The following is a 23,033-nucleotide window of genomic DNA, read 5'->3' as shown; positions in this document are numbered from 1 at the left end:
ATCATATACTAGTGTAATATTTAAATCCTCCTTCATAATTCAAGCTTGAGTTTTAATTTTACATAAATGCAATTGCGTTGATTTTTCATTGAGTTATTTCAGATAAAACTAGGTTTTTTTGTACAAATTAACACTCTGTCGTTAAAGATATGCAATTGTTTACCCATTTTCTGTCGCTTTGCATTAGAATAGCCAAGTTTATGAATTTAATTACCATAGGTTCCTATCTGTTATGAAAAATGGCTGGCTTAAGCAATTACTTGATTTTGCTCCACTATTAGTTTTTTTTATCTTCTATAAATGGCAAGATATTTTCTATGCTTCAGGTGCATTAATTATCGCGACGTGGATCTCAGTCGGTTTAACATGGCTTATTTTCCATAAAGTAGAGAAAGCGCCGCTCATTACCGCTGTGGTTGTCACTATTTTTGGTTCATTAACCCTATTTTTCCATTCTGCTGATTTTATTAAATGGAAAGTGACGGCTATTTATGCCATTTTTGCTATCGTTTTAATTGGTATGCAGTTATTTACGCCAAAAACGTTAATGGAAAGAATGTTAGGCAAAGAACTCGCTATGCCGCCTGCAAATTGGAAGAAACTCAATATTGCATGGGTGGTTTTCTTTTTTGCTTGTGCACTTGGTAATATTTATGTGGCATTTTCTTTGGCGGAAGAGACTTGGGTTAATTTTAAAGTCTTTGGCTTAACTATTTTAACCTTTATCTTTACTATCGCCAGTGTGGTTTATATCTGGAATAACCGTTTACCAGAAGAACAAACTGAAAATGAAGCTACAGAAAATAGTGAACACAAATTATCAGATAATATGACAAAGCAAGCATCTAAACCGACATCACACGATGCCCATTCAAAATCTGAATAATTATTTTTATTTTATTGGGAGATATGTGCTCTAAATAATTTAAGTTGTAGCTATTAGAGTATAGCCTGCTGATACTCTAAATAATTTAAGATGTAGCTAGGCGACAAGTGAATGAGACGCTAGGAGCATACATTAGTATGTGACTAGTGCGAATGAACGAAGTCAACAACGCTACAACTTGAAGTATGACGAGACTCTTACTCTAGATAATTCGAGGTGTAGCTAGGCGGCAAGTGAATGAGACGCTAGGAGCATACATTAGTATGTGACTAGTGCGAATGAACGAAGTCAACAACGCTACAACTTGAAGTATGACGAGTAAACTTGATGTATACGAGTAAATATCTCCTTGGTTTCAACATTATTTTACAGATACTTTATTTCCATGACTGAACAACAATCTTTGCCTAATGGTGAGCTCGTTTTACGCACCCTTGCCATGCCTGCTGATACTAACGCTAATGGTGATATTTTCGGTGGCTGGTTAATGTCTCAAATGGACATCGGTGGTGCAATTTTAGCAAAAGAAATTGCGTTAGGTCGTGTCGTTACTGTAAGTGTAACAGGCATTACCTTTCTTAAACCTGTTGCTGTTGGTGATGTCGTTTGTTGCTATGCGCGTTGCTTAAAAACGGGTAACTCTTCAATTACTGTTAATATTGAAGTATGGGTTAAAAAAGTCGCCACAGAACCTGTCGGCCAACGCTATCGTGCAACAGAGGCTGTGTTTACCTACGTTGCCGTTGACGAGAACAATTCTGCTCGTCGCTTACCTGAGGGTAAAGCTCACTTCACGCTAACAAGTACTATGGAATAAAACGCCATTACGACAATTCGATTACGACGCTAATAGCGTGAAAGCATTAAAAATTGAATACTAAAAAAGGCACTTATTAAAGTGCCTTTTATTTATCTGGTATCAAATAGGGATATCGCTTTGTTTAACGGCTAACTTTATAAAAATTAGCTTGCTGACACCCCTGTCATTTTGAACTCAATGAGAACCACTTTTCCTTTATAAGGAATTTTTTCATAACGCCATTGACGCATCGCTCTTTTAACATCTCTTTCAAATACATTCTTAGGATCAGCAGAAAGTATTTCTACATTATCTACTCGCCCATCAGCATCAACATCAAAACGTACTTTTATAGATCCTTCAATACCCACGGCTTTTGCTCTCTGAGGATATTCAGGTAAACCTTGGCGTACTGCATTGGGTACTTTGCCTTCACCACTGCTTGCCACGGCAACCGGTTTTTCATCGCCTTTATCACTTGGCTTTGCCGTCGGGTTAAGATTTTTGAGATCATTACCTTTATTAACAACTAAAGGTTGTGGTCGCTCAACAGGCGGTTTCGGTTTATCCACAGGTTTTGGTTTAGGCTTAGGTTTTGGTTCTGGTTTTTTCTCTATTGGTTTTTCGATAATAGGTTTTACATCAGGAATAGGTTCTGGCTCGGGTTCTGGCTCAACAACTGGCTCAGGTTCTGGAGGAGTGACTTCTTCAACCACAGGCTCTGGTTCGCCTGCTGGCTCATCTGCCGCAAATGCCAACATCTGTATAGAGATAGGCTCAGGTGTAACTGGCTTATCTTCTACAACATATAACATCGCAGCCGCAACAAGTGAGGCATGTAGACAAAGTGATATGAGTACCCAAAGCTTCCAACGCATAACTGATCTTATTTCACCTAAAGAAAAAATATGCCCCTAGTTTAAATGCAAATAGCAATCATATTCAATAACGTTTAACAAAATGATTGATATTAACTGTTAAAAAGTGAAATTATGAGTTCCATTCTATGTGTTGTACAAATAAAAGTGCTCTATGTTTTCTAGAAGTATCAAGTTTACGCAGTTTATAAATTCGGAAATTACGACGAGATTGCCCTTCTAACCATCGACGACGTTTACGTATAGCTTGTCTCATCATCCGCCAACGAGCTACTTCAGTCCTACTGTGTCTCATGCTATCAGCACCTATTTTTTCGAATAAGTGGACTATTATAAGACGTTCATTTTGTGATCCAAGGGGTGATTTATGATTTGCTTGAATTTCATCCATTATTTAAGCATTTCTCACAAAGAAAAAATGAATAAAGAGTTGTATCTTATTGCTTATTTGATGCTTATCTCTTAAGAAAGAGATTTGACAGAGATAATAATCCTGATTTAATAGCAACATTCGGCAAATAACAAAAATAATGAACTATTTTTAGTAAATTGCCTTCAGCTTATCCATGCAATTCATTTTCAACGGAAAATAGCTCTACTATGACAACATTTTATACTGTATTAAGTTGGCTAACCTTTTTCTTCTATTGGCTATTAATTGCGGGGGTCACATTTCGTGTCCTAATGCATCGACGACCAGTTACATCAACAATGACATGGTTATTGATCATCTATATTCTGCCATTAGTCGGGGTTATTGCGTATTTTGCTTTTGGTGAATTACACCTAGGAAAACGACGCGTTGAACATGCTAAACAGATGTGGCCTTCTGTTGTTGCGTGGCTTGAAGACTTGAGGAAATGTAAGCATATTTTTGCTACAAGTACGAGCGATATTGCGACTCCTCTTTTCCAATTAACCGCTAAACGCCAAGGTATTAAAGGTGTTAAAGGTAACAAAATTGAACTTTTAACCACCTGTGAAGATTCACTAAATTCAATTACACGCGATATTAATAACGCTCGTGATAACATTGAAATGGTCTTCTATATTTGGCAATCAGGTGGTTTAGTCGATGAAGTAACCGACGCCTTAATCAGAGCCGCTAAACGCGGTGTAAAATGTCGAGTTATGGTTGACTCAGCTGGAAGCTGGAACTTCTTTCGTACCAAAGGCCCAGACGCAATGAGAGCCGCGGGTATTGAATTTGTTGAATCACTGCATGTTAATTTATTCCGTTTCTTCTTGCGCCGCATGGATTTGCGTCAACATCGAAAAATCGTATTGATTGATAATTATATTTCCTACACAGGGAGTATGAATATGGTCGACCCTCGTTATTTCAAACAAGATTCCGGTGTCGGTCAATGGATTGATATTATGGTAAGAATGGAAGGTCCAGTTTCTACCACATTAGGGATGATTTATGCCTTTGACTGGGAAATGGAAACAGGTGAACGCCATTTACCACCTCCTCCTGATGACAATATTATGCCTTGTGAGCAAGAAAGTGGCCATACAACACAAGTTATCGCATCAGGCCCTGGCTTTCCTGACGAGCTTATTCAGCAATCCTTAATTACAGCCATTTATTCCGCAAGAAAAGAATTAGTGCTCACAACACCTTATTTTGTACCTAGCGATGATCTTGCCCATGCAATCTCAACCGCGGCGATGCGAGGTGTTAATGTGAGTATTATTGTTCCTCGCAGTAATGACTCTTTCCTAGTGCGTTGGGCAAGCCGTTCATTCTTTACAGAAATGCTGGAATCTGGTGTAAAAATATTCCAATTTGAAGATGGTTTATTACATACAAAAAGCGTGATGGTTGATGGACAACTTAGTATGGTAGGTTCAGTTAACCTTGATATGCGTAGCTTATGGTTAAACTTTGAAATCACTGTTGTCATTGATGATGAAGGCTTCGGAAGTGATTTAAGCATTGTGCAATATGATTATATTGCTCGCTCTACAGAATTGACACTAGACGAATGGGAAAAGCGCCCTTTCTTAAATCGTGTATTAGAGCGCATCTGCTATTTCTTTAGCCCTCTGTTATAATCAAGAAGGTAATAAAAATAGGCAATAGAATATTTTGCTAAATGAGCAAAAATGCTATACAAACAACGCGATAATTATTGGAATAATAGACAGGCATTACCATGAATGAACCAACCTTAATCAGTGAAGACGATGCTTTAGAACAAGCTTATGATCTATTTTTAGCTCAAGCAGCTGATAATTTAGATGTTGCAGACCAATTACTCTTTAACCTGCAATTTGAAGAAAGAGGCGCAGCTGAAGTGGTTCCATTAGGTAATGATTGGCAATTTATTGTTGGCCAGCCTGTCACATCAGCCCGTTTTAGCGAAGTGATTATTGGCCTTGCTCCAGACGATGATTCCGATATTGATGATATTTTTGGTCGAGTCCTGATTAGTCGCGATCCATTACAGCCTATGTTCCATATTATTTGGAAATCATAATCACTTTATCTTCACCTGCTTATATTTTAGCAGGTGATTTTTTATTTCAGAGAGAAATAAAATGAGTGAAAGTCACTTTATTATTGATACTATTTTTACCTTAGCTTTCTTTGGTGCCTTTTACTGGTATATCTGCGTAGCTATTATTATCGTCATGCTCTATACCACAATAAAAACAAAAAAAACGTTATTTCGTATCTTATTTATACTCATTGCTTTATTTTTTGCTTATTTACCTTTCATGCAATACCTCTGGTAAAAATTAAGCAAATAAAATCAAAAGCGCCCTATCAGCGCTTTTCTCTTGATCATTATTTGGGGCATATGATTTGCGTAGATAATACTAATTACTGACGCAAACTCACAGCGATACGATTAAAGGCATTCATTAATCCAATTGCCAATGTCAGATCACTCATTTCTGTATCTGTAAAATACGCTTTAACCTGCTGATAAATATTATCCTCCGTACTTTTTGCTGAAATATTACTGACCACCTCTGCCCATAGCAATGCAGCTCGCTCTTTATCAGTAAAACGTTCACTCACTTGCCAACCATTTAGTGCATCTAACTTATTTTGAGCAACACCATGATTACGCAACGAATTATTGTGCATCTCTAAACAAAAAGCACAGCCATTGATTTGAGACACTCTTAAATAAACAAGCTCGATTAACGTTATATCCAGTGAACTACCTTCTAGTGCAGTTTTACATTGAATTAAGCCAGCATAAGCTTTAGGACTGAGCTTTGGGTAAGATAAGCGAAGCTTTGACATAATTTCCTCTCGATTCATAATAAAGATAAACCCACAACTAACTGTATATAAAAACAGTAATAATATATTCAATTTATAGCGATGGGTTTATCAATTTTGTGGTATTTGCGTTTAGAGGCGATGATCTTCAGTATAAGTAACTTAATTTACGACTTATTCTTTATTAATTATTGCGTGTAATATCTGTTACTCAAAGCATTTAGATGAATGAGCAATAGTTAAAAACATTGTGCCCTCTCTTGTAAGTGTACTGTCTTGTTTTATTGGTGGTGATTTGACCATTCTATCTATTTCAGTTGAAGAAAATTTATTACTTGCTTCATTATAAAAACACAAACATTGATCTTTACTCACATTACTATAGACACTTAATGTATCCATACAATATTCAATAAATTTATTTTCTCTTGATTCAGAGCAAGCGGGTAGTAAAAATAAAGATAAAATAACAATTAAGGCTTTTTTCATAACTATTCCAATGTTGTGTTAGATCTATTTAATTATGAAAAAATTATTTCATTAAAGCAGAAGGTTTATCACGATATAAATCAAACTTGGGTGGATAATTATTATTTGAACAAGATAAAAAGAGAGAACTTTCACTTTTCTCCTTATTTTTTATCTTTAATATTCCTTTATTTAGTATTTATACTTATTTTTATTTAATCTTAAATGTAACAATGGAAAAGGATTGCCTTGTCCATCTAATTCTGAACGCCCTATTTGCTCAAATCCAATATAAAGATAAAAGCCAATTGCTTGAGGATTTTGCTCATTTACATCTAACTCATCAATATGCAGTGTATTTATCGCGAAAGTTGTAAGTAATTTACCACAACCATGCCCTCTAGAATTCGCATCGACAAAAAGCATTTCTAACTTATTTTCTGCTGTGCCTAAGATCCCATGAATAACATTATTATTGTCTATCGCGATATAGGTATTAAGCATAGGAAAATACTGTTCTACAATATCTTTTTTAAGCGAAAAGATAATATCTTCAGATAGAAATGCATGCGTAGCTCTAACTGAAGATTCCCAAACTGCTATCATTTCATCATAGTGTGAAGGTTCTGCTTTTATTACAGTTAACATAATTCTCTCTCCATAAAATATGGCATCTTAAAGCTCCTTTATTGACAGTCAAGCACCCCGAATAAAAAACACACATTTAATGTATATTTAATGTGCTTTGATAAGTGAATATCCTACATATAGTGATGCATTTACACTTGTATTCACAAAAAGGCCACATAACGTGACCTTTTAAAAAAATTATTTATTAGCTTAAAATTAGAAACGGTAACCAACACCTAATACCCAAGTACCAAATTTTGCATTATCTAATTTAGAATATTCATAAGATGCATCAATTGCTACGTTTGGGATTGGATTAATTTGTAAGCCTACCCCATAAGCCATAGACGTTTTGCTGTATTCGTCATTAACATAATAATATTTATCTTCTTGGCTAACGTGACCAAGCCCAATTAAACCATATGCACTAAAGTGATCATTAAAACGATAGCTAGGCCCAGCCGTTAATGAAACATAATCAATTTCAGTTGAACCAATTTTTCCCCAGCGGCTATAATAATTATAAGTTAATTTTGTGTACGTCAGTGATCCAATAAAACCCCAATCATTATCAAACTCGTGATTGTATTTAAAGTTAATTCCTTTAGGTTTATCATCGATTTTATAATCACCCAATTTAATTGAGCTCTGAGCATAACCTACGGATAAAGTATTATCTAACGCTGCTTGTGCATTAAAAGAAAGTGTAGAAATAGCTAACAGTGAAGTAGAAAGAAATAAATTACGACTCATCTTTATTCTCTATATAAAAAAGGATAGACAAATGGAACTAAATTAAAATTTAGCTCTCTTATTAAATTGAGTGCAATACTCAATAAAAATTATTGATAAATAATACGTTATTTATAATATTTTATAAAGAAAATCTTATGATTAGAGCTACAATTAAAACACCATTCGCCTCAACAATAAACTTACCTTATTTTTTGCTATTATTAATAGAATATTAAGATCATAACGTTATGAAAAAAGACTAATTTTGATTTATCATTAACTTCAATCGCAGTTTAAATATGATTTAAACCACGATTGATAATCTATTTTTAGAGATAAAAAAATAAAAAACACTCGCTAAGTGAAATTAATTTACTTTAACCTCTGGAGCATTGATTAATATTTAATTAAAAGCTTAAAGTGGTATTTAAAATAAATTATTTTATTAATTTTAATAGGTATAAAAAAGCCACTTATAAAGTAGCTTTTTTATACGACTAATCATACATTATTAGCAAGTTGCATTTTTAACCAAAAACTTTGCTGGCATAAATTAAAAAATTCTTTTCTACAAGGAGAAATCGGTTTGTTATTCGACTCTACAATTTCCCAAGTTATCCAATGTTCAGGACATTGAGCATCATTATCATAGTGTTCTGTTTCTATCTCTTCTGTGCATTTCAAGATGACACCATCAGAAAATAACCAAGTATGAGTTGCCCTGGTTATTTCTGTTAAGTTATCCAAAAAATTCTGAGTACTTAAAATTTGATAGCTATCTTCTTGGTTTACAATTTGAGATATATACTTCGCTAACATCACCTTCTCTCTTGCCTTACTTCTTATTATTTAGTGTACCCATTATAAATGAGTCTAGTTTTATTACTTTATTTTTCATCAAAAGCATCCGCCATAAGTAAAAATTTAGGCTCAGCTTTTTTATATGCATTAATCATAGGGACTAATCGCTGAAAATGTTCACTAGCACAATGCACATCAAGCGCAGCATGATCTGGCCATTGTTCAATAAAGACAAAGTGACCAAGATCTTTCTCATCAACATATAAATTGTAGCTAATACACAGAGGCTCTTTCTTAGTCGCCTCAACAAGTTCTCGATAAAGAGGTAAAACAATTTCTATCGCTTCTGTTTTAATAAAATCTTCAGCAATTACTTTTAACATCACATTTCCCTTAGCGTAATTGATCAATACAGAATACTGTATAAAAACACAGATAAATATAATCGAGTTAACTTAAGAGATCTACTCTCTTTACATAAGAAAATTGCATCTTTTTTAAATGCTAACAATAGAGTGTAATCCATTGAAGTGATAACAGGTGCTGTTTCAAACAGAAAGCAGTAAGCATCAAACATTTATCTTCTATATGAGTGAAAATATGCATTTAAATAAGGTGGATTCTCTTTATATAATAGCAATTCATTAAGTAATACAGAGAAAGTAGGATTGGGGGTTAACGTGTGGCTTGAACAATTTGGTGTACTCAATATCTGGACATACCTCGCAGGCATGTTTTTTATTATCCTCGTTCCTGGCCCTAATACACTCTATGTGCTAAAAACAAGCGCATCAGGTGGCGTCAGTGATGGTTATCGTGCTGCATTTGGTGTCTTTTTAGGTGATGCCATTTTGATTTTTCTCGCCTTTATTGGTGTCGCATCTGTTATAAAAGCCTCTCCAGTACTCTTTACTATTGTCCGTTTTTTAGGTGCTTTTTATCTCCTGTATTTAGGAATAAAGATTATCCATGCGACTTTTTTCTCCAAAAAAGTACATTCAGAACAAACAACAACGGTACAGAAACACATTTTCAGAAAAGCGCTTACATTAAGTATGACCAATCCTAAGGCGATCCTATTTTATATTTCATTTTTTGTTCAGTTTATCGATTTTAATTATGCACATACCGGATTATCTTATTTAATTCTCGCGTCCATGCTTGAAGCGTTTAGTTTTATCTATCTCTCTTTTCTAATATTTGGTGGTGTAGCCCTTGCTCGTTTCTTTGGCTCACGTAAAAATATCGCTAAACTGGGTAATGGTGTTATCGGGCTTTTCTTTATGGGATTCGCAACTAAATTAGCAACATTATCATCATAGTTTTTAATAACAGATATCCATTAAAGAAACGGCAATCTTATTTCGATTGCCGTTTTTTCATCTACGATTATTTACGTATATTATAAAGTCTTATTCCTATTATTTTATTAAATACTATTCATTCTCATTTGATTTTAAGTTTAAAAACCCCTTTTTTATTTAGTTGTTATTATTTGACCTTATTTATTAGAGATAATCTTGATTAATATTACTAAAATAAATCATCAAACATTATATTATAAGTTATATAACCCTATAAATAGGTATTGAGATGAATAGCCAAATTGTTATTGACTCTAAAAAATGTATTGGCTGTAAAACATGTGAAGTTGTTTGTTCAGTCGGTCATACATCAGAAAAGGATGGAAATGATTTTCTCAATAAAAAGAATTTTCATCCAAGGATCCGCATTATTAAATTAATGCATCAATTTACAGCTTCTGTTTGCCATCAATGTGAAGATGCACCCTGTGCCCAAGCTTGTCAGACAAAAGCATTAGTGCGTGGTGAAAATTTTGTCGAAACACACCCTGAAAATTGCATTGGATGTAGAGCTTGTCTTTTAGCTTGCCCATTTGGCGCCATTGAACTTGAGAAAAAGGCGCATTCGGTACCTACTTATTGTTTAGATCTTGGTCAACAATTTCAAATTGATATCGTTAAATGTGATTTATGTAATCATAGAGAACAAGGCCCTGCTTGTGTTGAGTTTTGTCCTCAAGATGCCTTAATTTTTGTCTCTGATAATGAATTGTCACAATTGACTGCTGAACGTAGAAAAAACTCTATTTTACGAGAACTACCAACGATACCTTATTAAAGTCTATGCTTATTTAATAATCACCACGTGATACAAAAAGTTTATAGCCTTATTCAGTTTATATAAGGCTATTACTTCTTACTTTTTACCGCCTTGAAATCGCTTAACTATAGTTATCTATATCGAAACCACCCTACCATCTGGTATCATTGGCGACTTATCAATTTTCTTGCCATAAATAACTTTGTTTTTCACACAACTTATTACTTGAGCCTATAAGATATTTTATATATTTATCATATTGTTAAGGCATCAAAACAGCGAAGAACAAAGCCTTGGTTAGCAAGTTACAGAATAATCAGCAACGATATAGAACCGTAAAAAATGAGCATCCCAAAAGAACAGTATAATTTCAACAAACTACAAAAACGCTTACGCCGTGATGTTGGGCAAGCTATCGCTGACTTTAATATGATAGAAGACGGCGACAAAATCATGGTCTGCCTCTCTGGTGGTAAAGATAGCTACACGCTACTTTCTATCTTAATGAATCTGCAAAAAAGTGCGCCAATTAATTTTTCACTTGTTGCAGTCAATTTAGACCAAAAACAACCCGGATTCCCTGAGCATATTTTACCTGAGTATTTAAATGAACTTGGTGTGGAATATAAAATTGTTGAAGAGAATACCTATGGGATCGTTAAAGATATTATTCCTGAAGGTAAAACAACCTGCTCTTTATGCTCACGTTTACGTCGTGGTATTTTATATCGCACAGCGACAGAACTTGGTGCAACTAAAATTGCTTTAGGCCACCATCGTGATGATATTTTAGAAACATTATTCTTAAATATGTTTTATGGTGGAAAACTTAAAGGTATGCCACCTAAATTAATGAGTGACGATGGCAAACAAATCGTTATTCGCCCTCTTGCTTACGCTCGTGAAAAAGATATTGAGCGTTTTGCACAAGCAAAACAGTTTCCAATTATCCCTTGCAATCTTTGTGGCTCACAACCGAATCTCCAACGTCAGGTTATTAAAGAGATGCTAAGAGATTGGGATAAGCGTTACCCTGGTCGTATTGAAACCATGTTTAGAGCAACACAAAATATTGTCCCATCACACTTATGTGATACTCAATTATTTGATTTTGTGAATATCAAGCATGGTGATGAAGTCATTAATGGTGGCGACTTAGCTTTTGATAAAGACGATATTCCAGCCGTTCCAGTCATGTTCCAAGAAGAAGATGATGAACGCCCTGACTTTAGCCAAAACAAACTCGATATTGTTGAAGTGAAATAATGCACTATCTCCTAAGCCTTGCATTCAGGGCTTAGGATTTTTATGGCTAAATAATCGCCAATAATAAATTTAAGCAAAAAAAAACCGATGTTAATAAACATCGGTGTAATAATGGTCAATTATTCTGTATTAAGAACTCAATATGAGAAAAACTACAATTATGGAGCACAACGTTCATCGCTCAACGTTGTATTCACCTGCGAGAGTTATAATGCCAGATGTTCTATTTTAAAAAATTGATATATCTCAAACAGGGTTAGAGAATTCTTTTTTAAATCCATTTAGTTACGATTAATTTGCTGAAATTTTACAACCATCTACTACGCTTTAACCACCAAGTAACAATCACAATCAAAACAAAGAGAGATAAACAAAAAATGGTAAAACCATAAGGAAATTCATTTCCAGGTATGCCACCTAAATTGACACCAAATAGCCCTGTTAGAAACGTTGTTGGTAAAAATAACATCGCCATTAGAGACATAGTATAAGTACGTCTATTCATCGCATCAGCCATCATTGATGTTATTTCATCTGCAATTACCGCCGTACGAGAAATACTACTGTCCAAATCTTCTAAACGTCGAGAAAGTCTTTCTGAGATTTCTAACATCGTGACTCTATCGCTATCACTCATCCACGGTAATTTTTCAATAGAGAGTCTTGAAAATACATCTCGTTGAGGTGCCATATAACGACGTAAAACAATTAACTGCTTTCTTAATAATGCAAGTTCACCTCTTGCTGGTATTTGTTGATCGAGGATCATATCTTCCAATTCAATTAATTGGTCATGAAGCGTCTCAACAAATTCGCCTATTTCATCAGTCACTGCATCAGCCATTGTAATTAGCCAATCACCGCTATTTTCAGGGCCATTACCAAGTTCTAATGTATGAATAACAGAATCTACAGAATTAACTCGGCGATGGCGACTTGAAACAATTGTTTGGCTGTTAATATAAATTCTAAAAGCGACAAGCTCATCGGGCCGATCATTAGGATTATTATTAATTGTTTGCAAATTGATGACGATACCTTCACCAATGCGTTGTGCTTTTGGTCTGACGTTCTCTGCAAGTAATATATCTTTAGCAATAGGTGGAAGTAATTCTGTCTCTTGTATCCATTGAGCACTTTGTGGCTTGCGGTAATCTAAGTGCACCCAATATGGATTTTCATTTGTTGCAACAGTTTCGGCCGTGATTTCTGCTGCTCCTCCATGCCCATTAAGTTGTGCTGTATAAATAGCATCTGAATCTTGTATAACAGAGTCATTAATTGTTTTCACTTAACTTCCTCCATAACTTTTGCTTTAAAAGTAATATTTGAATTAAATACTCAACTGTCAAATATGATTAATCTACCTTCATTTTATAACGCTATGTTTTGAACCGTTATTCTATACTTTTTTTCTAGTTAACTGTATATCAGCACTATTTTTGTTTCATTCATCTAAAATATCTAATTATCTTTATTACTTTAGGATTATTACACTAAATCAAATACTGATAGTTGCGTTAGTATATTAATACTTAGAACAACCGCAGGTAACTTATTTTATTTTCAGGAGAAAAGTTACCTACTGTAATTTATAATAACTATCTAACTGGTGTATACTAAATATTCTTTAATGCATTTGTTGCACCCTAAAAATAAGGTCATCAATATGAAAAAATTTATCGCTATTCCTTTATTTTTGCTTTTGGCTGGATGCAATGACGCAACTTCAACTGAAAGTGCAAATACAACATCATCTACGGGAACGACAAAAACGCTTCTAGTGGACTCACAACTGTATGATTGTGTGGGTGTCGCGCCAATGAAGTGTATGAAGGTGAAAGAGCTGCCTTCTGGAGAATGGTCCCTGTTCTATCAAAATATTGATGGTTTTGAATATAAAGCAGGCACTGAATATACATTAAAAGTTAATGTTACAGATATTCCTAACCCACCAGCAGATGCATCAAGTGTAAAATATACACTGATTGAAGTTGTAGATAAAAAATAGAACATCGCACTAAAATCTGGCTCACAATAGGTATTAAAGCTTATTGTGAGTATTTTACCTATTACGCTCAATTACTACTCCCTTCTATTTAAGTAATTTCTTATCATTTCATTGCACTATCATTAAGATAATTAATAAATCTTATGCTGTTTAATAATTAGCTATTTATAATAGTTTGATTTTTTATTGAGTTTAAAAATAAGCATTCAAACTTTTTTTAAGAGTAATTTCAATCAATTAATATTGAAATCAACATTTATTTTACTAAAAATGGTGTTCTACACATCAACATAGAAACTCCATAATGAATAAATTAGTCCTTATTTTAATTAGTTTAGCTTTATCTTATTCCTCTACATTACATGCCTATGATAAGACGCATACCCTCTCTGGTGGCTATATTTATGGCAAAATAAAAGGTGACACAGCAAAAGGTGAAATAATCAGTTATCGTTATGAAACAGAAAATGCTTGGGGAATATTAATTTCTCTACTACGTTTAAATGCCAACCATAAAGAACATTTTATTGATCCTCGTTTTACCATACCTTCAACAATAAAATACCGAACTAAAACCACAGGACTATTAATCGGCCCAACTTATAGAATAACACCTGAAATTTCTGTTTATGCTCAAATGGGGCCTAATAAATTAAAGCATCAGGAAGATAAATATCACCCTAAAATAAATACAACAGATTCCCATATAATTAATACAACAAGTGTAATTGGTCAAATTGGCATCGATTATAATCCTGTTAAGGATATCTCATTTAGCTTGGGCTATCTTTATTCTGATACCACAGCCAATAAACGTCATATTGAATTAAATGCCTTACAACTCTCTTTGGGATATCGTTTTTAAATCGTGTTGACAATCTGTAGTGTCATTTAACACTTACAAAAAGAAAAACAGATAGATTCATTTATAAAACCATCAAACACCATAACAAAAGCATTAATTATTGTTATAATTAAGAGTTTACAACTATAAATAAACAAAAATACAATATTTAACATCACGCACATTGCACGATTAGTCAAAACAATGTCGCAAAAATGTATTAACATCCTACTTGCAATGTTTATTCCTTTTGAGTCTCCTTCTGTTTTCATAACAGAGGGATTTTTTTTGTTATAAATATTTTATTAATCACTGTAACAGTTAGATACAATAAAAGGCGTGCAAAGAAAGTATTAACAATATAATTTATATCTAGATAATAAGTTACCCTGCTTTATTTTGCTACGCCCCTTTCTAAAAGGGGTTCTTTTTTATTTTTCTATAAAAAAACACTCAATTAAATTGAGTGTTTTCTGTTTATGTTAAAATAAAGAATTGAATCAATGTTTCAATATATAAAGTGTATGGCTATAAGCAACATCTTCTGGGTTCTCAATGGGATAACCTTTTAACCACGGCTTTATCAAGCGTCCATTTGTGTATTGATAAATAGGTGCGATTGGTGCATCTTCAGCAATTATTTGCTCAGCGCGGTTATACAGACTATTTCTTTCGTTTGTATCAATAGTCATACCAGACAATGTTAATATTTCATCATATTGCTTATTCTGATATTTAGGGATATTACCAGCGTGTTTAGAGCCTAATAAGCTTAAAAAAGTAGAAGGCTCGTTATAATCGCCAACCCATGATGCTCTTATAACATCAAAATCCCCAGAATTTCGGCTATCAATATATGTTTTCCATTCCTGATTACGTAATTCGACTTTCACGCCTAACTTTTTCTTCCACATAGAAGCAACTGCAATAGCAATTTTCTGATGATTCTCTGAATTATTGTATAGCAATGAGAGTGTTAATGGATTATGAGGGCCATATCCCGCAGCCGCTAATAAGATCTTAGCTTGACTATCTAATTCATCTTGATTGTATTCATCATAAATTGTAGGTTCTGGGGTAAAGCCTGCCGTTACATCAGGTGTAAAACGGTTTGCTGATTTCTCCCCTGTTCCTAATACTTTATCAGTGATAATTTTTCTATCTATTGCCATCGCTAACGCTTTACGTACACGAATATCTTTTGTTGGCCCTGATTGGGTATTAAAAGCATAATAATAAGTTCCTAACTGGTCAGGAATATAAACCTCATTAGGAATATCTTTCATTAATTTATGATATAAATTTTTCGGGAACGACTCTGTAATATCAATATCACCCGCTAAATAACGCTTAGTCGCATGTGATTCATGATTAATCGGCACAAAAGTGACTTTGGTTAATACTGTATTTTTATGATCCCAATAATAAGGATTTGGCGTTAATACGATCTTCTCATTAACGACTCTATCTTTTAAAACAAAAGCTCCATTTCCGACTAAATTGCCAACCTTAACCCATTCAGTGCCATATTTTTCAATGCTATGATGAGGTACAGGATATAACGAAAAATTAGTCGTTAAACTTGGAAAATACGAGACTGGTCGCTCTAATGTCACTTTTAGCGTTTTTTCATCAAGTGCTTCCACGCCTAATGATGTTGGTTTTAATTTTCCATCAATAATCTTTTGTGCATTTTCAATAGATGCAAGTGATGCATACCATGCAAAAGGTGAAAGATTCTTAGGGTCAACTAACCTTTGCCAGCTATAGACAAAATCTGTTGCGGTTACTTTTTCACCATTAGACCATTTGGCATTATCGCGTAAAGTGAAGATCCACACACGATTATCTTCTGTACGCCAACTTTGAGCAACACCTGGAATGGGACGTCCATGCTCATCTTCTATCGTCAACCCTTCAAATAAATCACGTTGCACTTGAGCTTCTGTTAATCCTACTGCATTAATGGGATCAAGTGATGCAGGCTCATCTTTTAAATGTCGAACTACTTCTTGCTTTTTATCGAGTATCGTTCCTGCGGGGACTACTGCCGCATTTATCTGCGATGTGAGTAATCCTTGAACGACAAGTGCACATGAGATGACGAATATTTTGCGCATGTCTGTTTCGTCCTGTAATCTGTATGAGAATAAACTGCACAATTATAAGAGCCTGATAAAAAGGCACAATCACTGATTACAAATATTTTATAAATTTTTATGTTTTTAGTGATGACTACGCCAATAGTGGCAAATTTTAATAATGGTTAAGCATTAACGAAAATTATCGTTAATACTGAGTATTAATAACAGTTAGTCTGACAACTAATAAAGGAGAACAACAATGGCACATCAAGTTACTTTACAAGGAAATGCAGTGGCACTATCGGGTAATTTCCCAACAGTCGGTCAAAAAGCAGCTGATTTTTCTCTTGTTGGTAAAGATCTTAATGATGTTTCTTTAGCGAATTTTGCAGGTAAACGTAAAGTTCTAAACATTTTTCCAAGTGTAGATACTGGTGTTTGTGCTGCAAGTGTTCGCCAATTTAACAAAGTTGCAAATGAATTAAATAACACGGTTGTTTTATGTATTTCAGCTGATTTACCTTTTGCTCAAGCGCGTTTTTGTGGCGCGGAAGGCTTAGATAACGTTGTGACATTATCTACAATGCGTGGTGCTGAATTTAAAGAAAACTACGGTGTTGCAATTACATCAGGTCCATTAGCTGGCTTAACAAGCCGAGCAGTGATTGTTTTAGATGAAAATAACATGGTTATCTACACCCAGTTGGTTGACGAAATTACAACTGAACCCAATTATGATGATGCGTTAAAAACACTGAAATAATACTGATAAAAAAATAGACGAGTATTATGCTCGTCTATTTTTATTATGCACAAAATCTTACTACTCAATTATTATTCTTCAGACTTATCACTCTTTTTATTCGTAAGATTGTATTCTCTTAGCTTATTCGCAATAGCGGTATGAGAAATACCTAAGCGTTTCGCTAATTTACGTGTACTTGGATAATCACGGTATAAACGCGTTAAAATCGAAGCTTCAAAGCGTTTTGTCATTTCATCTAACGAGCCTTCTAATAGATTCTCATCAAATAATGTTTCATCCGTGTGCTCAGGTAACGTAATATCTTGAACACGCAATGTATTTCCGACTAACTGTGCCATTGCTTGATAAACAGTATTCCGTAATTGGCGAATATTACCCGCCCAAGAATATTGCATTAAATAATTTGAGAAATCAGTAGAAATGGACGGTACACCCACTTTTTGTTCTTGACAGTACTGATTAATAAAATGAGTTGCCAACGGAATGATATCGTCCTTTCTTTCCCTTAATGGCGGTAATGTTAATGTTAATACGTTCAAGCGATAATAGAGATCTTCTCTAAACAATCCCTTTTGTACTAATTCCCACAAATTTTTCTGAGTAGCACAAATAATGCGCACATCTACATTAACTTCTTCTTCTTCACCCACTCGGCGGAACGTTCCATCATTTAAAAAGCGTAGAAGTTTGATCTGCATTTGCGGGGACATTTCACCGATTTCATCAAGTAAAACAGTACCGCCATTGGCTTGCTCAAAAAAGCCCTTTTTTCCTTCAATGGCATTAGGATAAGCACCCGCTGCATAGCCAAATAACTCACTTTCAACAACATCATCAGGCATTGAAGCGCAATTTAAGCCAAGAAATGGATATCTTAAACGGCTACTTAGTAAATGGCAGGCTTTTGCTAATAAATCTTTTCCTGTACCTGTTTCACCCACTAATAACAATGGATCATTCATTATTGCCATTTTCTTTGCTCGAGTAATAAGCTGCTTCATTTTAGGTGTTACGGCAATAATTTGGTCAAACCCACTTTGATCATTAGTCACTAATCTAGGGTAATTATAAATAATTTCATTATATTTCAGTAAAACAAAAGCCCCAACGCAATGATTATATTGGTTATCGTCTGTCAGTTTAATTGGGACTATTTCCATTTCAAAATTCTGTTTTTTCACAGTAATAGGCACCTTTTGAATAAAGTGCTCTTTTTGTTCTAAAAAACGATGAATATTAAAATTTGGGATAAATTGGTTAAATGTTTTCTCAGCATGATCATCTGGAGATAAACCAAAAAGCTGTCTTGTTGCAGGGTTAAGTAATTTTACCTTACCCTTGGTATCAATAGAAAAAACAGGAACAGGAACAGATTCTAATAATGTCCAAATTGCACGATGTTCTTGCTCTGACGGCATAAATGCAACAGTACGTACATCAATAACACCATTTATTCGACGTATCTCCGCCATAAGAGGTTGAAATATATTAAAATCTATCTGTGAGAAATTCAGGTAAATAAGACCAATTGGGAATATTTCAATTCCACGCAAATCGATATTTTTTAATACGAGCAGATCTAATAATTCACGGGTTAACCCGATGCGATCTTCACAAGTGACCTCTAAACGCATTATAAACCTTCTTAATACTGAGTGACCCTGAACTAATTCTAGATATTATACATAAATATCAACGAAATAAAGAGGATTGTCAGCAAAGGTTGACACCACTAGCATTTATTTTTACACAACTAAATCAATCTCCTAATTTTTAAGCAAGATTATTTATGCTTTAAAAAAACCGAATAACGAAAATGAAGAGGTTTTTATTATTTTTTTTAGTTCAAAATCGATAAGATATTCGACATCCTTTACCAAAGGGCTTAATTCTCGACGGATCACCTTTTTGATAGTTTTACATCCATTATCAAAACAAAAGAGGAGATACTCTAATGCGTTTATTGCCTTTTCTTTCTTATCCGATTCAGTCAGATATTCAAAAAATTGGGATATCTCTTTTATTTGAAATGACTTAGGTTGCTTTTGATATTGTCTTTTTTTAATCTCACTGATCGTCTCATCAAGAATAGGGATTAAAATACTTAATTGGTTGTCAATGTTTGAAACATTAAATTCTGAACTTAGGTAGAGTTGACGTCTTGCTTTAGAGAGTTTTTTTATTACTGAAATTTGTATTTCTTTCATTTTTTTACCCTTCTTAGAATAATTATTTATTAACTATTTTCTATTTTTTACAAATAAAAAAACCGCCTCTGTTTACTAAATAACGAATAACTTACAAATTAGATGTTTGAAAATATATTGATAGAATAGGTCTTGCGATACATTTTTGCGGTAACATTTAACGCTATTTATTAAACCAAACTCAAGACTATTTTTCTTTCAAAAAAGGAATATTTTGATTGAAATTACAAACATTTCACCAGAGGGAAGTAAATTATTCTTTATATACAAATAGTTATAACCATCTCAAATTTTGTGAAAATTGACTCTTTTTAAAATTTTTTATCACGATAGTTTCCATTTAAAACAATAACATTATTGGTAGTAAAACTATAAAAACACTTTATAGCATTCAGTGACTTATTTTAAAATAATATTTTATCATCTTTATTATTATGGCTATTTTATATAAATAACACCTTGCCAATCTTTATACAAAAAAAACGCAGAATGGCTTCTGCGGTTTTTATTTAAAATTATTAAAAGGTGAAAATAATAAGTTATTCTTTTTTCTTACTACCAATGGTATTTTTTAATTTTCCAATTAGCTCTTTTCTAAAATCGCCTAGCTTAGGTTTATTATCATCAATCCAAGGTAAAGGACGGCATAATTCCATTGCTTTTATTCCTAAGCGTGCCGTTAATAAGCCTGCTCCAATACCTTGAGCGGCTCTTGTTGATAATCGTGCTGCAAGATCTTGTGAAAGCCAGTCCATTCCAACTTCTCTAACCAGTTCTGTCGCACCCGCAAATGCAATATTGACTAGAACAAGGCGAAAGAGTTTTAGACGACTATAGTAGCCTAATTCGATACCGTAAATTTCTGCAATACGATTAATTAAACGAATATTACGCCAACCAATAAAGGCCATATCAACCATTGCCAGCGGACTAACAGCGATCATTAAGGTTGACTCTGCTGCAGAACGACTAATTTCAGCTCTAGCTTGTTTATCCAAAATAGGTTGAACAAGTTGACTATAAAGTTCTAATACTTCTTTGTCGTTATGGGTGTCATGTAATGCACTTTGCCAACGAATTAATGCAGGGTGTTGTGAGCTAATACCCGCTTGTTTAGCAAGTTTTTCACAAAATGATCGACCATTCCCCATCGCATGGCTATAAAGTAACTCTTTTGCTTTATCTCTTTCATCTGCCCGTTGACGTAAACGATAAATACGGCGCCACTCTGTTATAACTGATCCAATCCCAGCGACAACAATTAACCCACCCGCACTGGCTGCACCCAACGCAATCCAGTCAGAATTTACCCATGAGTCATAAATCCATTGTCCCGTTTGTGCAATAACACTAATCCCTAAAATGGTACTCGCAATCGTTAATAAACGTTTCCAGATACTTTTTTTCGGTTTTAAAATTGATTGAACATCACCTTCTAATTGCCCTTCATTCACTTCATCCAATTGTGGATCAATAGGCAAAAATTGCTCATTTTCATTAAAGCCAACACCTTTTTTCAAGATGACTTCTTCGTGAAGTATGGGCTCTTTAAAATCAATTCGCGATTTTAATGGCTCATTCATTTTAATTTATCCCCTAACAAAAACTCCATTGCACTATCCATACGAATATGAGGAACCGCACTATCTCTTGATATTTGTTGCGGCCTAAAAGATTCGAAACTAAACCCTTGTTTTTCCCAAAATGTTTTTTCAGGTAATCGCTTAGGAACCTCACCGGGAAAATATACTAATGGTGTGTTATCGCTTAAACGAAAACCTTTTAAGGCTGGTATTTTTTCGCCATGATGATCAACAATCCCACTTTCAGTTGCCGCAATAGAAGCTAGTCCCATGCAATCTATACTGATCCCCTCAAAAATAGCATTTTGTTTAGCATCTTGAATAAGCTGTTGAAGCAATGACACTAAGTTTTCGTGTTGATCAACCGTGATATGGTCGGCTTTTGTGGCTGCAAACAGAAGTTTATCGATACAAGGTGAAAATAAGCGTCTAAGTAAAGTTCTTTTTCCATAATGAAAACTGCGCATTAATTGTGTTAATGCTTGGCGCATATCATTAAAAACATCTGCACCTTGATTTAAAGGTTGTAGGCAATCAACCAAAACAATTTGTCTATCAAATCCTTGGAAATGATCGCGATAAAAACCTTTTACAACATGCTGTCCATAATATTCATAACGCTGTTTTAGCATACCAATATTAGTGCGTTTATCTGCATTCTTTAATTTAGCAATATCATATTGTTGCAAATCAGCCCAAGGGAAAAACTGTAAAACAGGTGCTCCTGCTAATTCACCGGGTAATACAAAACGTCCAGGTTGAATAAAGTGAAGCCCTTCTTCCTTGCACGATAATAAATAGTCAGTGTAAGCGGAGGCAATATCAGCTAATAACGTTTCATCAGCTGGCGCAAAAGGATCACATTTTTTAAGGAGTAATTGCCAATGCTGTTCTGGTGATGTTCTTTGGCGATTGACCTTATTCATTTGCTCTGACCATTCAAAATAGTCTTGCTCAAGCATAGGTAAATCTAATAGCCATTCGCCGGGGTAATCAACAATTTCTAAATAAAGAGAAGATGTTTCTTTTATAAAACGTGTTAAAGATTCATTCGAGCGATAACGTAGTTGTAAACGAATTTCGCTGACCCCTTTTGTAGGAACGGGCCAACTTGGCGGTGTATGATAAAGAGATTCCATTCCCTCATCATAAGTAAAACGAGGAATATTTAAATTATGTTGAGGAATGCGTTTTACACCTAGTAGTTGTTTATTTCGTGCAGCCGAAAATAGTGGTAAACGCGCGCCTGTATGCACATTAATAAGTTGATTAACTAAAGAGGTAATAAATGCTGTTTTACCACTTCGACTTAATCCAGTTACGGCCAAACGAAGATGTCTATCAACACCACGATTAAGAAAAGCGGTAAGTTCATTTTGTAGGCGTTTCATGTTTCTCCCAAGACATTTGACGCGATAGCTTATTAAAACCTGCTTTGATAATAGGTTCAGCTATCAATAGAACCAGCCAACGTAACGGTTTGCTACTTACTCGTTTTAATATACCGCCTGTGATTGCAGCTGGCCCAAATAAAGTGAATAACATTAACCCAAATGTTAACCCTTTTTTGGCTAATTGGGCGAGTTTATTTGTTTTTAAAGAAACGAATACTTGATTGGAATTCATAATAGGCTCCTCAATCAGAAATTTTATTCTCTCACAATACAAGCGTTGAAAAAGATAAACGGACTGAAAGAAAGACGCTCC

The 23,033-nt window shown here is 34.3% G+C and carries 25 protein-coding genes and 1 pseudogene; 11 read left to right on the top strand and 15 right to left on the bottom strand.

The genetic code is table 11. The features are described from left to right. Window positions 1–232: 232 nt before the first annotated feature. Window positions 233–781 (top strand): annotated as a pseudogene (locus ACNARN_RS00885) (septation protein A); the annotation flags it as partial. A gap of 490 nt (window positions 782–1,271) precedes the next feature. Next, on the top strand, window positions 1,272–1,703 hold the full coding sequence (yciA, locus tag ACNARN_RS00880; protein ID WP_006536988.1) for an acyl-CoA thioester hydrolase YciA: 432 nt from the start codon (window positions 1,272–1,274) through the stop codon (window positions 1,701–1,703). A 146-nt stretch (window positions 1,704–1,849) separates the two neighbouring features. On the opposite strand, the gene tonB is transcribed toward yciA, so the two are convergent. After that, on the bottom strand, window positions 1,850–2,563 hold the full coding sequence (gene tonB / locus ACNARN_RS00875; protein WP_160230327.1) for a TonB system transport protein TonB: 714 nt from the start codon (window positions 2,561–2,563) through the stop codon (window positions 1,850–1,852). A 112-nt stretch (window positions 2,564–2,675) separates the two neighbouring features. After that, window positions 2,676–2,858, bottom strand: a complete 183-nt coding sequence (locus ACNARN_RS00870) for a YciY family protein (protein ID WP_036913581.1) — start codon at window positions 2,856–2,858, stop codon at window positions 2,676–2,678. 305 nt (window positions 2,859–3,163) lie between these two features. On the opposite strand from ACNARN_RS00870, the gene cls reads away from it, so the two are divergent. The 3 genes from cls to ACNARN_RS00855 all read left to right on the top strand — a co-directional run bounded on the left by cls (window position 3,164) and on the right by ACNARN_RS00855 (window position 5,308). Then, on the top strand, window positions 3,164–4,624 hold the full coding sequence (cls, locus tag ACNARN_RS00865) for a cardiolipin synthase (RefSeq protein ID WP_109372382.1): 1,461 nt from the start codon (window positions 3,164–3,166) through the stop codon (window positions 4,622–4,624). A gap of 95 nt (window positions 4,625–4,719) precedes the next feature. Beyond that, window positions 4,720–5,049 (top strand): HI1450 family dsDNA-mimic protein, encoded by a 330-nt coding sequence (locus tag ACNARN_RS00860; RefSeq protein WP_375165166.1) that lies wholly within the window; start codon window positions 4,720–4,722, stop codon window positions 5,047–5,049. 61 nt (window positions 5,050–5,110) lie between these two features. Next, entirely contained in the window at window positions 5,111–5,308 is a 198-nt protein-coding gene (locus ACNARN_RS00855) for a hypothetical protein (protein ID WP_198625586.1), read from the top strand. Between the two features lie 88 nt (window positions 5,309–5,396). Here the strand turns inward: ACNARN_RS00855 and ACNARN_RS00850 are convergent, their stop codons facing one another. The 6 genes from ACNARN_RS00850 to ACNARN_RS00825 all read right to left on the bottom strand — a co-directional run bounded on the left by ACNARN_RS00850 (window position 5,397) and on the right by ACNARN_RS00825 (window position 8,824). Next, window positions 5,397–5,828 carry a carboxymuconolactone decarboxylase family protein gene (locus tag ACNARN_RS00850; protein WP_198629879.1) on the bottom strand — a complete coding sequence of 144 codons (432 nt, stop codon included), beginning with the start codon at window positions 5,826–5,828 and terminating at the stop codon, window positions 5,397–5,399. A 186-nt stretch (window positions 5,829–6,014) separates the two neighbouring features. After that, window positions 6,015–6,296: a hypothetical protein gene (locus ACNARN_RS00845; RefSeq protein WP_198619577.1), complete on the bottom strand. Its 282-nt coding sequence runs from the start codon at window positions 6,294–6,296 to the stop codon at window positions 6,015–6,017. A gap of 171 nt (window positions 6,297–6,467) precedes the next feature. Then, window positions 6,468–6,923 (bottom strand): GNAT family N-acetyltransferase, encoded by a 456-nt coding sequence (locus tag ACNARN_RS00840; protein ID WP_198629878.1) that lies wholly within the window; start codon window positions 6,921–6,923, stop codon window positions 6,468–6,470. A gap of 198 nt (window positions 6,924–7,121) precedes the next feature. After that, window positions 7,122–7,658, bottom strand: a complete 537-nt coding sequence (locus tag ACNARN_RS00835) for an Ail/Lom family outer membrane beta-barrel protein (RefSeq protein ID WP_198619579.1) — start codon at window positions 7,656–7,658, stop codon at window positions 7,122–7,124. Window positions 7,659–8,141: 483 nt separating this feature from the next. Then, window positions 8,142–8,459, bottom strand: coding sequence for a hypothetical protein (locus tag ACNARN_RS00830; RefSeq protein WP_109372388.1), 318 nt, complete (start codon window positions 8,457–8,459; stop codon window positions 8,142–8,144). A gap of 68 nt (window positions 8,460–8,527) precedes the next feature. Next, window positions 8,528–8,824 carry a putative quinol monooxygenase gene (locus ACNARN_RS00825; protein WP_416304016.1) on the bottom strand — a complete coding sequence of 99 codons (297 nt, stop codon included), beginning with the start codon at window positions 8,822–8,824 and terminating at the stop codon, window positions 8,528–8,530. Between the two features lie 297 nt (window positions 8,825–9,121). On the opposite strand from ACNARN_RS00825, the gene leuE reads away from it, so the two are divergent. From leuE to ttcA, 3 genes are all read left to right on the top strand, one after another. Further along, window positions 9,122–9,763: a leucine efflux protein LeuE gene (gene leuE / locus ACNARN_RS00820; RefSeq protein ID WP_198625583.1), complete on the top strand. Its 642-nt coding sequence runs from the start codon at window positions 9,122–9,124 to the stop codon at window positions 9,761–9,763. Window positions 9,764–10,034: 271 nt separating this feature from the next. Continuing rightward, a complete protein-coding gene (locus tag ACNARN_RS00815) occupies window positions 10,035–10,583 on the top strand; it encodes a 4Fe-4S dicluster domain-containing protein (protein ID WP_109372391.1) in 549 nt (182 codons plus the stop codon). A 324-nt stretch (window positions 10,584–10,907) separates the two neighbouring features. Further along, window positions 10,908–11,831 (top strand): tRNA 2-thiocytidine(32) synthetase TtcA, encoded by a 924-nt coding sequence (gene ttcA / locus ACNARN_RS00810; RefSeq protein ID WP_196533251.1) that lies wholly within the window; start codon window positions 10,908–10,910, stop codon window positions 11,829–11,831. 307 nt (window positions 11,832–12,138) lie between these two features. Here the strand turns inward: ttcA and zntB are convergent, their stop codons facing one another. After that, the gene (gene zntB, locus ACNARN_RS00805) at window positions 12,139–13,122 is read right to left on the bottom strand and encodes a zinc transporter ZntB (RefSeq protein WP_109372393.1); all 984 of its coding nucleotides are present in this window, start codon (window positions 13,120–13,122) and stop codon (window positions 12,139–12,141) included. A gap of 378 nt (window positions 13,123–13,500) precedes the next feature. Here zntB and ACNARN_RS00800 point away from each other — a divergent pair, with 378 nt between their 5' ends. Together ACNARN_RS00800 and ACNARN_RS00795 are read left to right on the top strand one after the other, a co-directional pair. After that, complete coding sequence (locus tag ACNARN_RS00800) at window positions 13,501–13,842, top strand: DUF4377 domain-containing protein (protein WP_109372394.1); 342 nt, start codon at window positions 13,501–13,503, stop codon at window positions 13,840–13,842. Window positions 13,843–14,146: 304 nt separating this feature from the next. Beyond that, window positions 14,147–14,707: an Ail/Lom family outer membrane beta-barrel protein gene (locus tag ACNARN_RS00795; RefSeq protein ID WP_198619584.1), complete on the top strand. Its 561-nt coding sequence runs from the start codon at window positions 14,147–14,149 to the stop codon at window positions 14,705–14,707. A 479-nt stretch (window positions 14,708–15,186) separates the two neighbouring features. Here the strand turns inward: ACNARN_RS00795 and ACNARN_RS00790 are convergent, their stop codons facing one another. Further along, window positions 15,187–16,806: a peptide ABC transporter substrate-binding protein gene (locus ACNARN_RS00790; RefSeq protein WP_196533253.1), complete on the bottom strand. Its 1,620-nt coding sequence runs from the start codon at window positions 16,804–16,806 to the stop codon at window positions 15,187–15,189. Window positions 16,807–17,029: 223 nt separating this feature from the next. Here ACNARN_RS00790 and tpx point away from each other — a divergent pair, with 223 nt between their 5' ends. Further along, window positions 17,030–17,533 (top strand): thiol peroxidase, encoded by a 504-nt coding sequence (tpx, locus tag ACNARN_RS00785; protein WP_416304015.1) that lies wholly within the window; start codon window positions 17,030–17,032, stop codon window positions 17,531–17,533. 71 nt (window positions 17,534–17,604) lie between these two features. On the opposite strand, the gene tyrR is transcribed toward tpx, so the two are convergent. The 5 genes from tyrR to ACNARN_RS00760 all read right to left on the bottom strand — a co-directional run bounded on the left by tyrR (window position 17,605) and on the right by ACNARN_RS00760 (window position 22,952). Continuing rightward, the gene (tyrR, locus tag ACNARN_RS00780; RefSeq protein WP_416304014.1) at window positions 17,605–19,170 is read right to left on the bottom strand and encodes a transcriptional regulator TyrR; all 1,566 of its coding nucleotides are present in this window, start codon (window positions 19,168–19,170) and stop codon (window positions 17,605–17,607) included. Between the two features lie 153 nt (window positions 19,171–19,323). Beyond that, window positions 19,324–19,743, bottom strand: coding sequence for a hypothetical protein (locus ACNARN_RS00775; protein ID WP_232797443.1), 420 nt, complete (start codon window positions 19,741–19,743; stop codon window positions 19,324–19,326). Window positions 19,744–20,282: 539 nt separating this feature from the next. Beyond that, on the bottom strand, window positions 20,283–21,326 hold the full coding sequence (locus tag ACNARN_RS00770) for a YcjF family protein (protein ID WP_416304013.1): 1,044 nt from the start codon (window positions 21,324–21,326) through the stop codon (window positions 20,283–20,285). Further along, complete coding sequence (locus tag ACNARN_RS00765) at window positions 21,323–22,717, bottom strand: YcjX family protein (protein WP_416304012.1); 1,395 nt, start codon at window positions 22,715–22,717, stop codon at window positions 21,323–21,325. The genes ACNARN_RS00770 and ACNARN_RS00765 overlap by 4 nt, the downstream gene beginning before the upstream one ends. Beyond that, window positions 22,698–22,952 carry a phage shock protein PspD gene (locus ACNARN_RS00760; RefSeq protein WP_265576286.1) on the bottom strand — a complete coding sequence of 85 codons (255 nt, stop codon included), beginning with the start codon at window positions 22,950–22,952 and terminating at the stop codon, window positions 22,698–22,700. Before ACNARN_RS00760 ends, ACNARN_RS00765 begins: the two co-directional genes overlap by 20 nt. Window positions 22,953–23,033 lie beyond the last annotated feature (81 nt).

The organism is Proteus sp. TSJ240517 (assembly GCF_047921575.1).
Lineage (GTDB): Bacteria > Pseudomonadota > Gammaproteobacteria > Enterobacterales > Enterobacteriaceae > Proteus.
Note: the sequence above shows the minus strand (reverse complement) of the source record. Positions and strands in the feature narration are given on the sequence as shown.

Bases quoted from the DNA above. Each gene is read 5' to 3' on its own strand.
- yciA (WP_006536988.1), top strand. From the start codon at position 1,272: ATGACTGAACAACAATCTTTGCCTAATGGTGAGCTCGTTTTACGCACC.
- tonB (WP_160230327.1), bottom strand. From the start codon at position 2,563: ATGCGTTGGAAGCTTTGGGTACTCATATCACTTTGTCTACATGCCTCA.
- ACNARN_RS00870 (WP_036913581.1), bottom strand. From the start codon at position 2,858: ATGAGACACAGTAGGACTGAAGTAGCTCGTTGGCGGATGATGAGACAA.
- cls (WP_109372382.1), top strand. From the start codon at position 3,164: ATGACAACATTTTATACTGTATTAAGTTGGCTAACCTTTTTCTTCTAT.
- ACNARN_RS00855 (WP_198625586.1), top strand. From the start codon at position 5,111: ATGAGTGAAAGTCACTTTATTATTGATACTATTTTTACCTTAGCTTTC.
- ACNARN_RS00850 (WP_198629879.1), bottom strand. From the start codon at position 5,828: ATGTCAAAGCTTCGCTTATCTTACCCAAAGCTCAGTCCTAAAGCTTAT.
- ACNARN_RS00845 (WP_198619577.1), bottom strand. From the start codon at position 6,296: ATGAAAAAAGCCTTAATTGTTATTTTATCTTTATTTTTACTACCCGCT.
- ACNARN_RS00840 (WP_198629878.1), bottom strand. From the start codon at position 6,923: ATGTTAACTGTAATAAAAGCAGAACCTTCACACTATGATGAAATGATA.
- ACNARN_RS00835 (WP_198619579.1), bottom strand. From the start codon at position 7,658: ATGAGTCGTAATTTATTTCTTTCTACTTCACTGTTAGCTATTTCTACA.
- ACNARN_RS00830 (WP_109372388.1), bottom strand. From the start codon at position 8,459: ATGTTAGCGAAGTATATATCTCAAATTGTAAACCAAGAAGATAGCTAT.
- ACNARN_RS00825 (WP_416304016.1), bottom strand. From the start codon at position 8,824: ATGTTAAAAGTAATTGCTGAAGATTTTATTAAAACAGAAGCGATAGAA.
- ACNARN_RS00815 (WP_109372391.1), top strand. From the start codon at position 10,035: ATGAATAGCCAAATTGTTATTGACTCTAAAAAATGTATTGGCTGTAAA.
- ttcA (WP_196533251.1), top strand. From the start codon at position 10,908: ATGAGCATCCCAAAAGAACAGTATAATTTCAACAAACTACAAAAACGC.
- ACNARN_RS00800 (WP_109372394.1), top strand. From the start codon at position 13,501: ATGAAAAAATTTATCGCTATTCCTTTATTTTTGCTTTTGGCTGGATGC.
- ACNARN_RS00795 (WP_198619584.1), top strand. From the start codon at position 14,147: ATGAATAAATTAGTCCTTATTTTAATTAGTTTAGCTTTATCTTATTCC.
- ACNARN_RS00790 (WP_196533253.1), bottom strand. From the start codon at position 16,806: ATGCGCAAAATATTCGTCATCTCATGTGCACTTGTCGTTCAAGGATTA.
- tpx (WP_416304015.1), top strand. From the start codon at position 17,030: ATGGCACATCAAGTTACTTTACAAGGAAATGCAGTGGCACTATCGGGT.
- tyrR (WP_416304014.1), bottom strand. From the start codon at position 19,170: ATGCGTTTAGAGGTCACTTGTGAAGATCGCATCGGGTTAACCCGTGAA.
- ACNARN_RS00775 (WP_232797443.1), bottom strand. From the start codon at position 19,743: ATGAAAGAAATACAAATTTCAGTAATAAAAAAACTCTCTAAAGCAAGA.
- ACNARN_RS00770 (WP_416304013.1), bottom strand. From the start codon at position 21,326: ATGAATGAGCCATTAAAATCGCGAATTGATTTTAAAGAGCCCATACTT.
- ACNARN_RS00765 (WP_416304012.1), bottom strand. From the start codon at position 22,717: ATGAAACGCCTACAAAATGAACTTACCGCTTTTCTTAATCGTGGTGTT.
- ACNARN_RS00760 (WP_265576286.1), bottom strand. From the start codon at position 22,952: ATGAATTCCAATCAAGTATTCGTTTCTTTAAAAACAAATAAACTCGCC.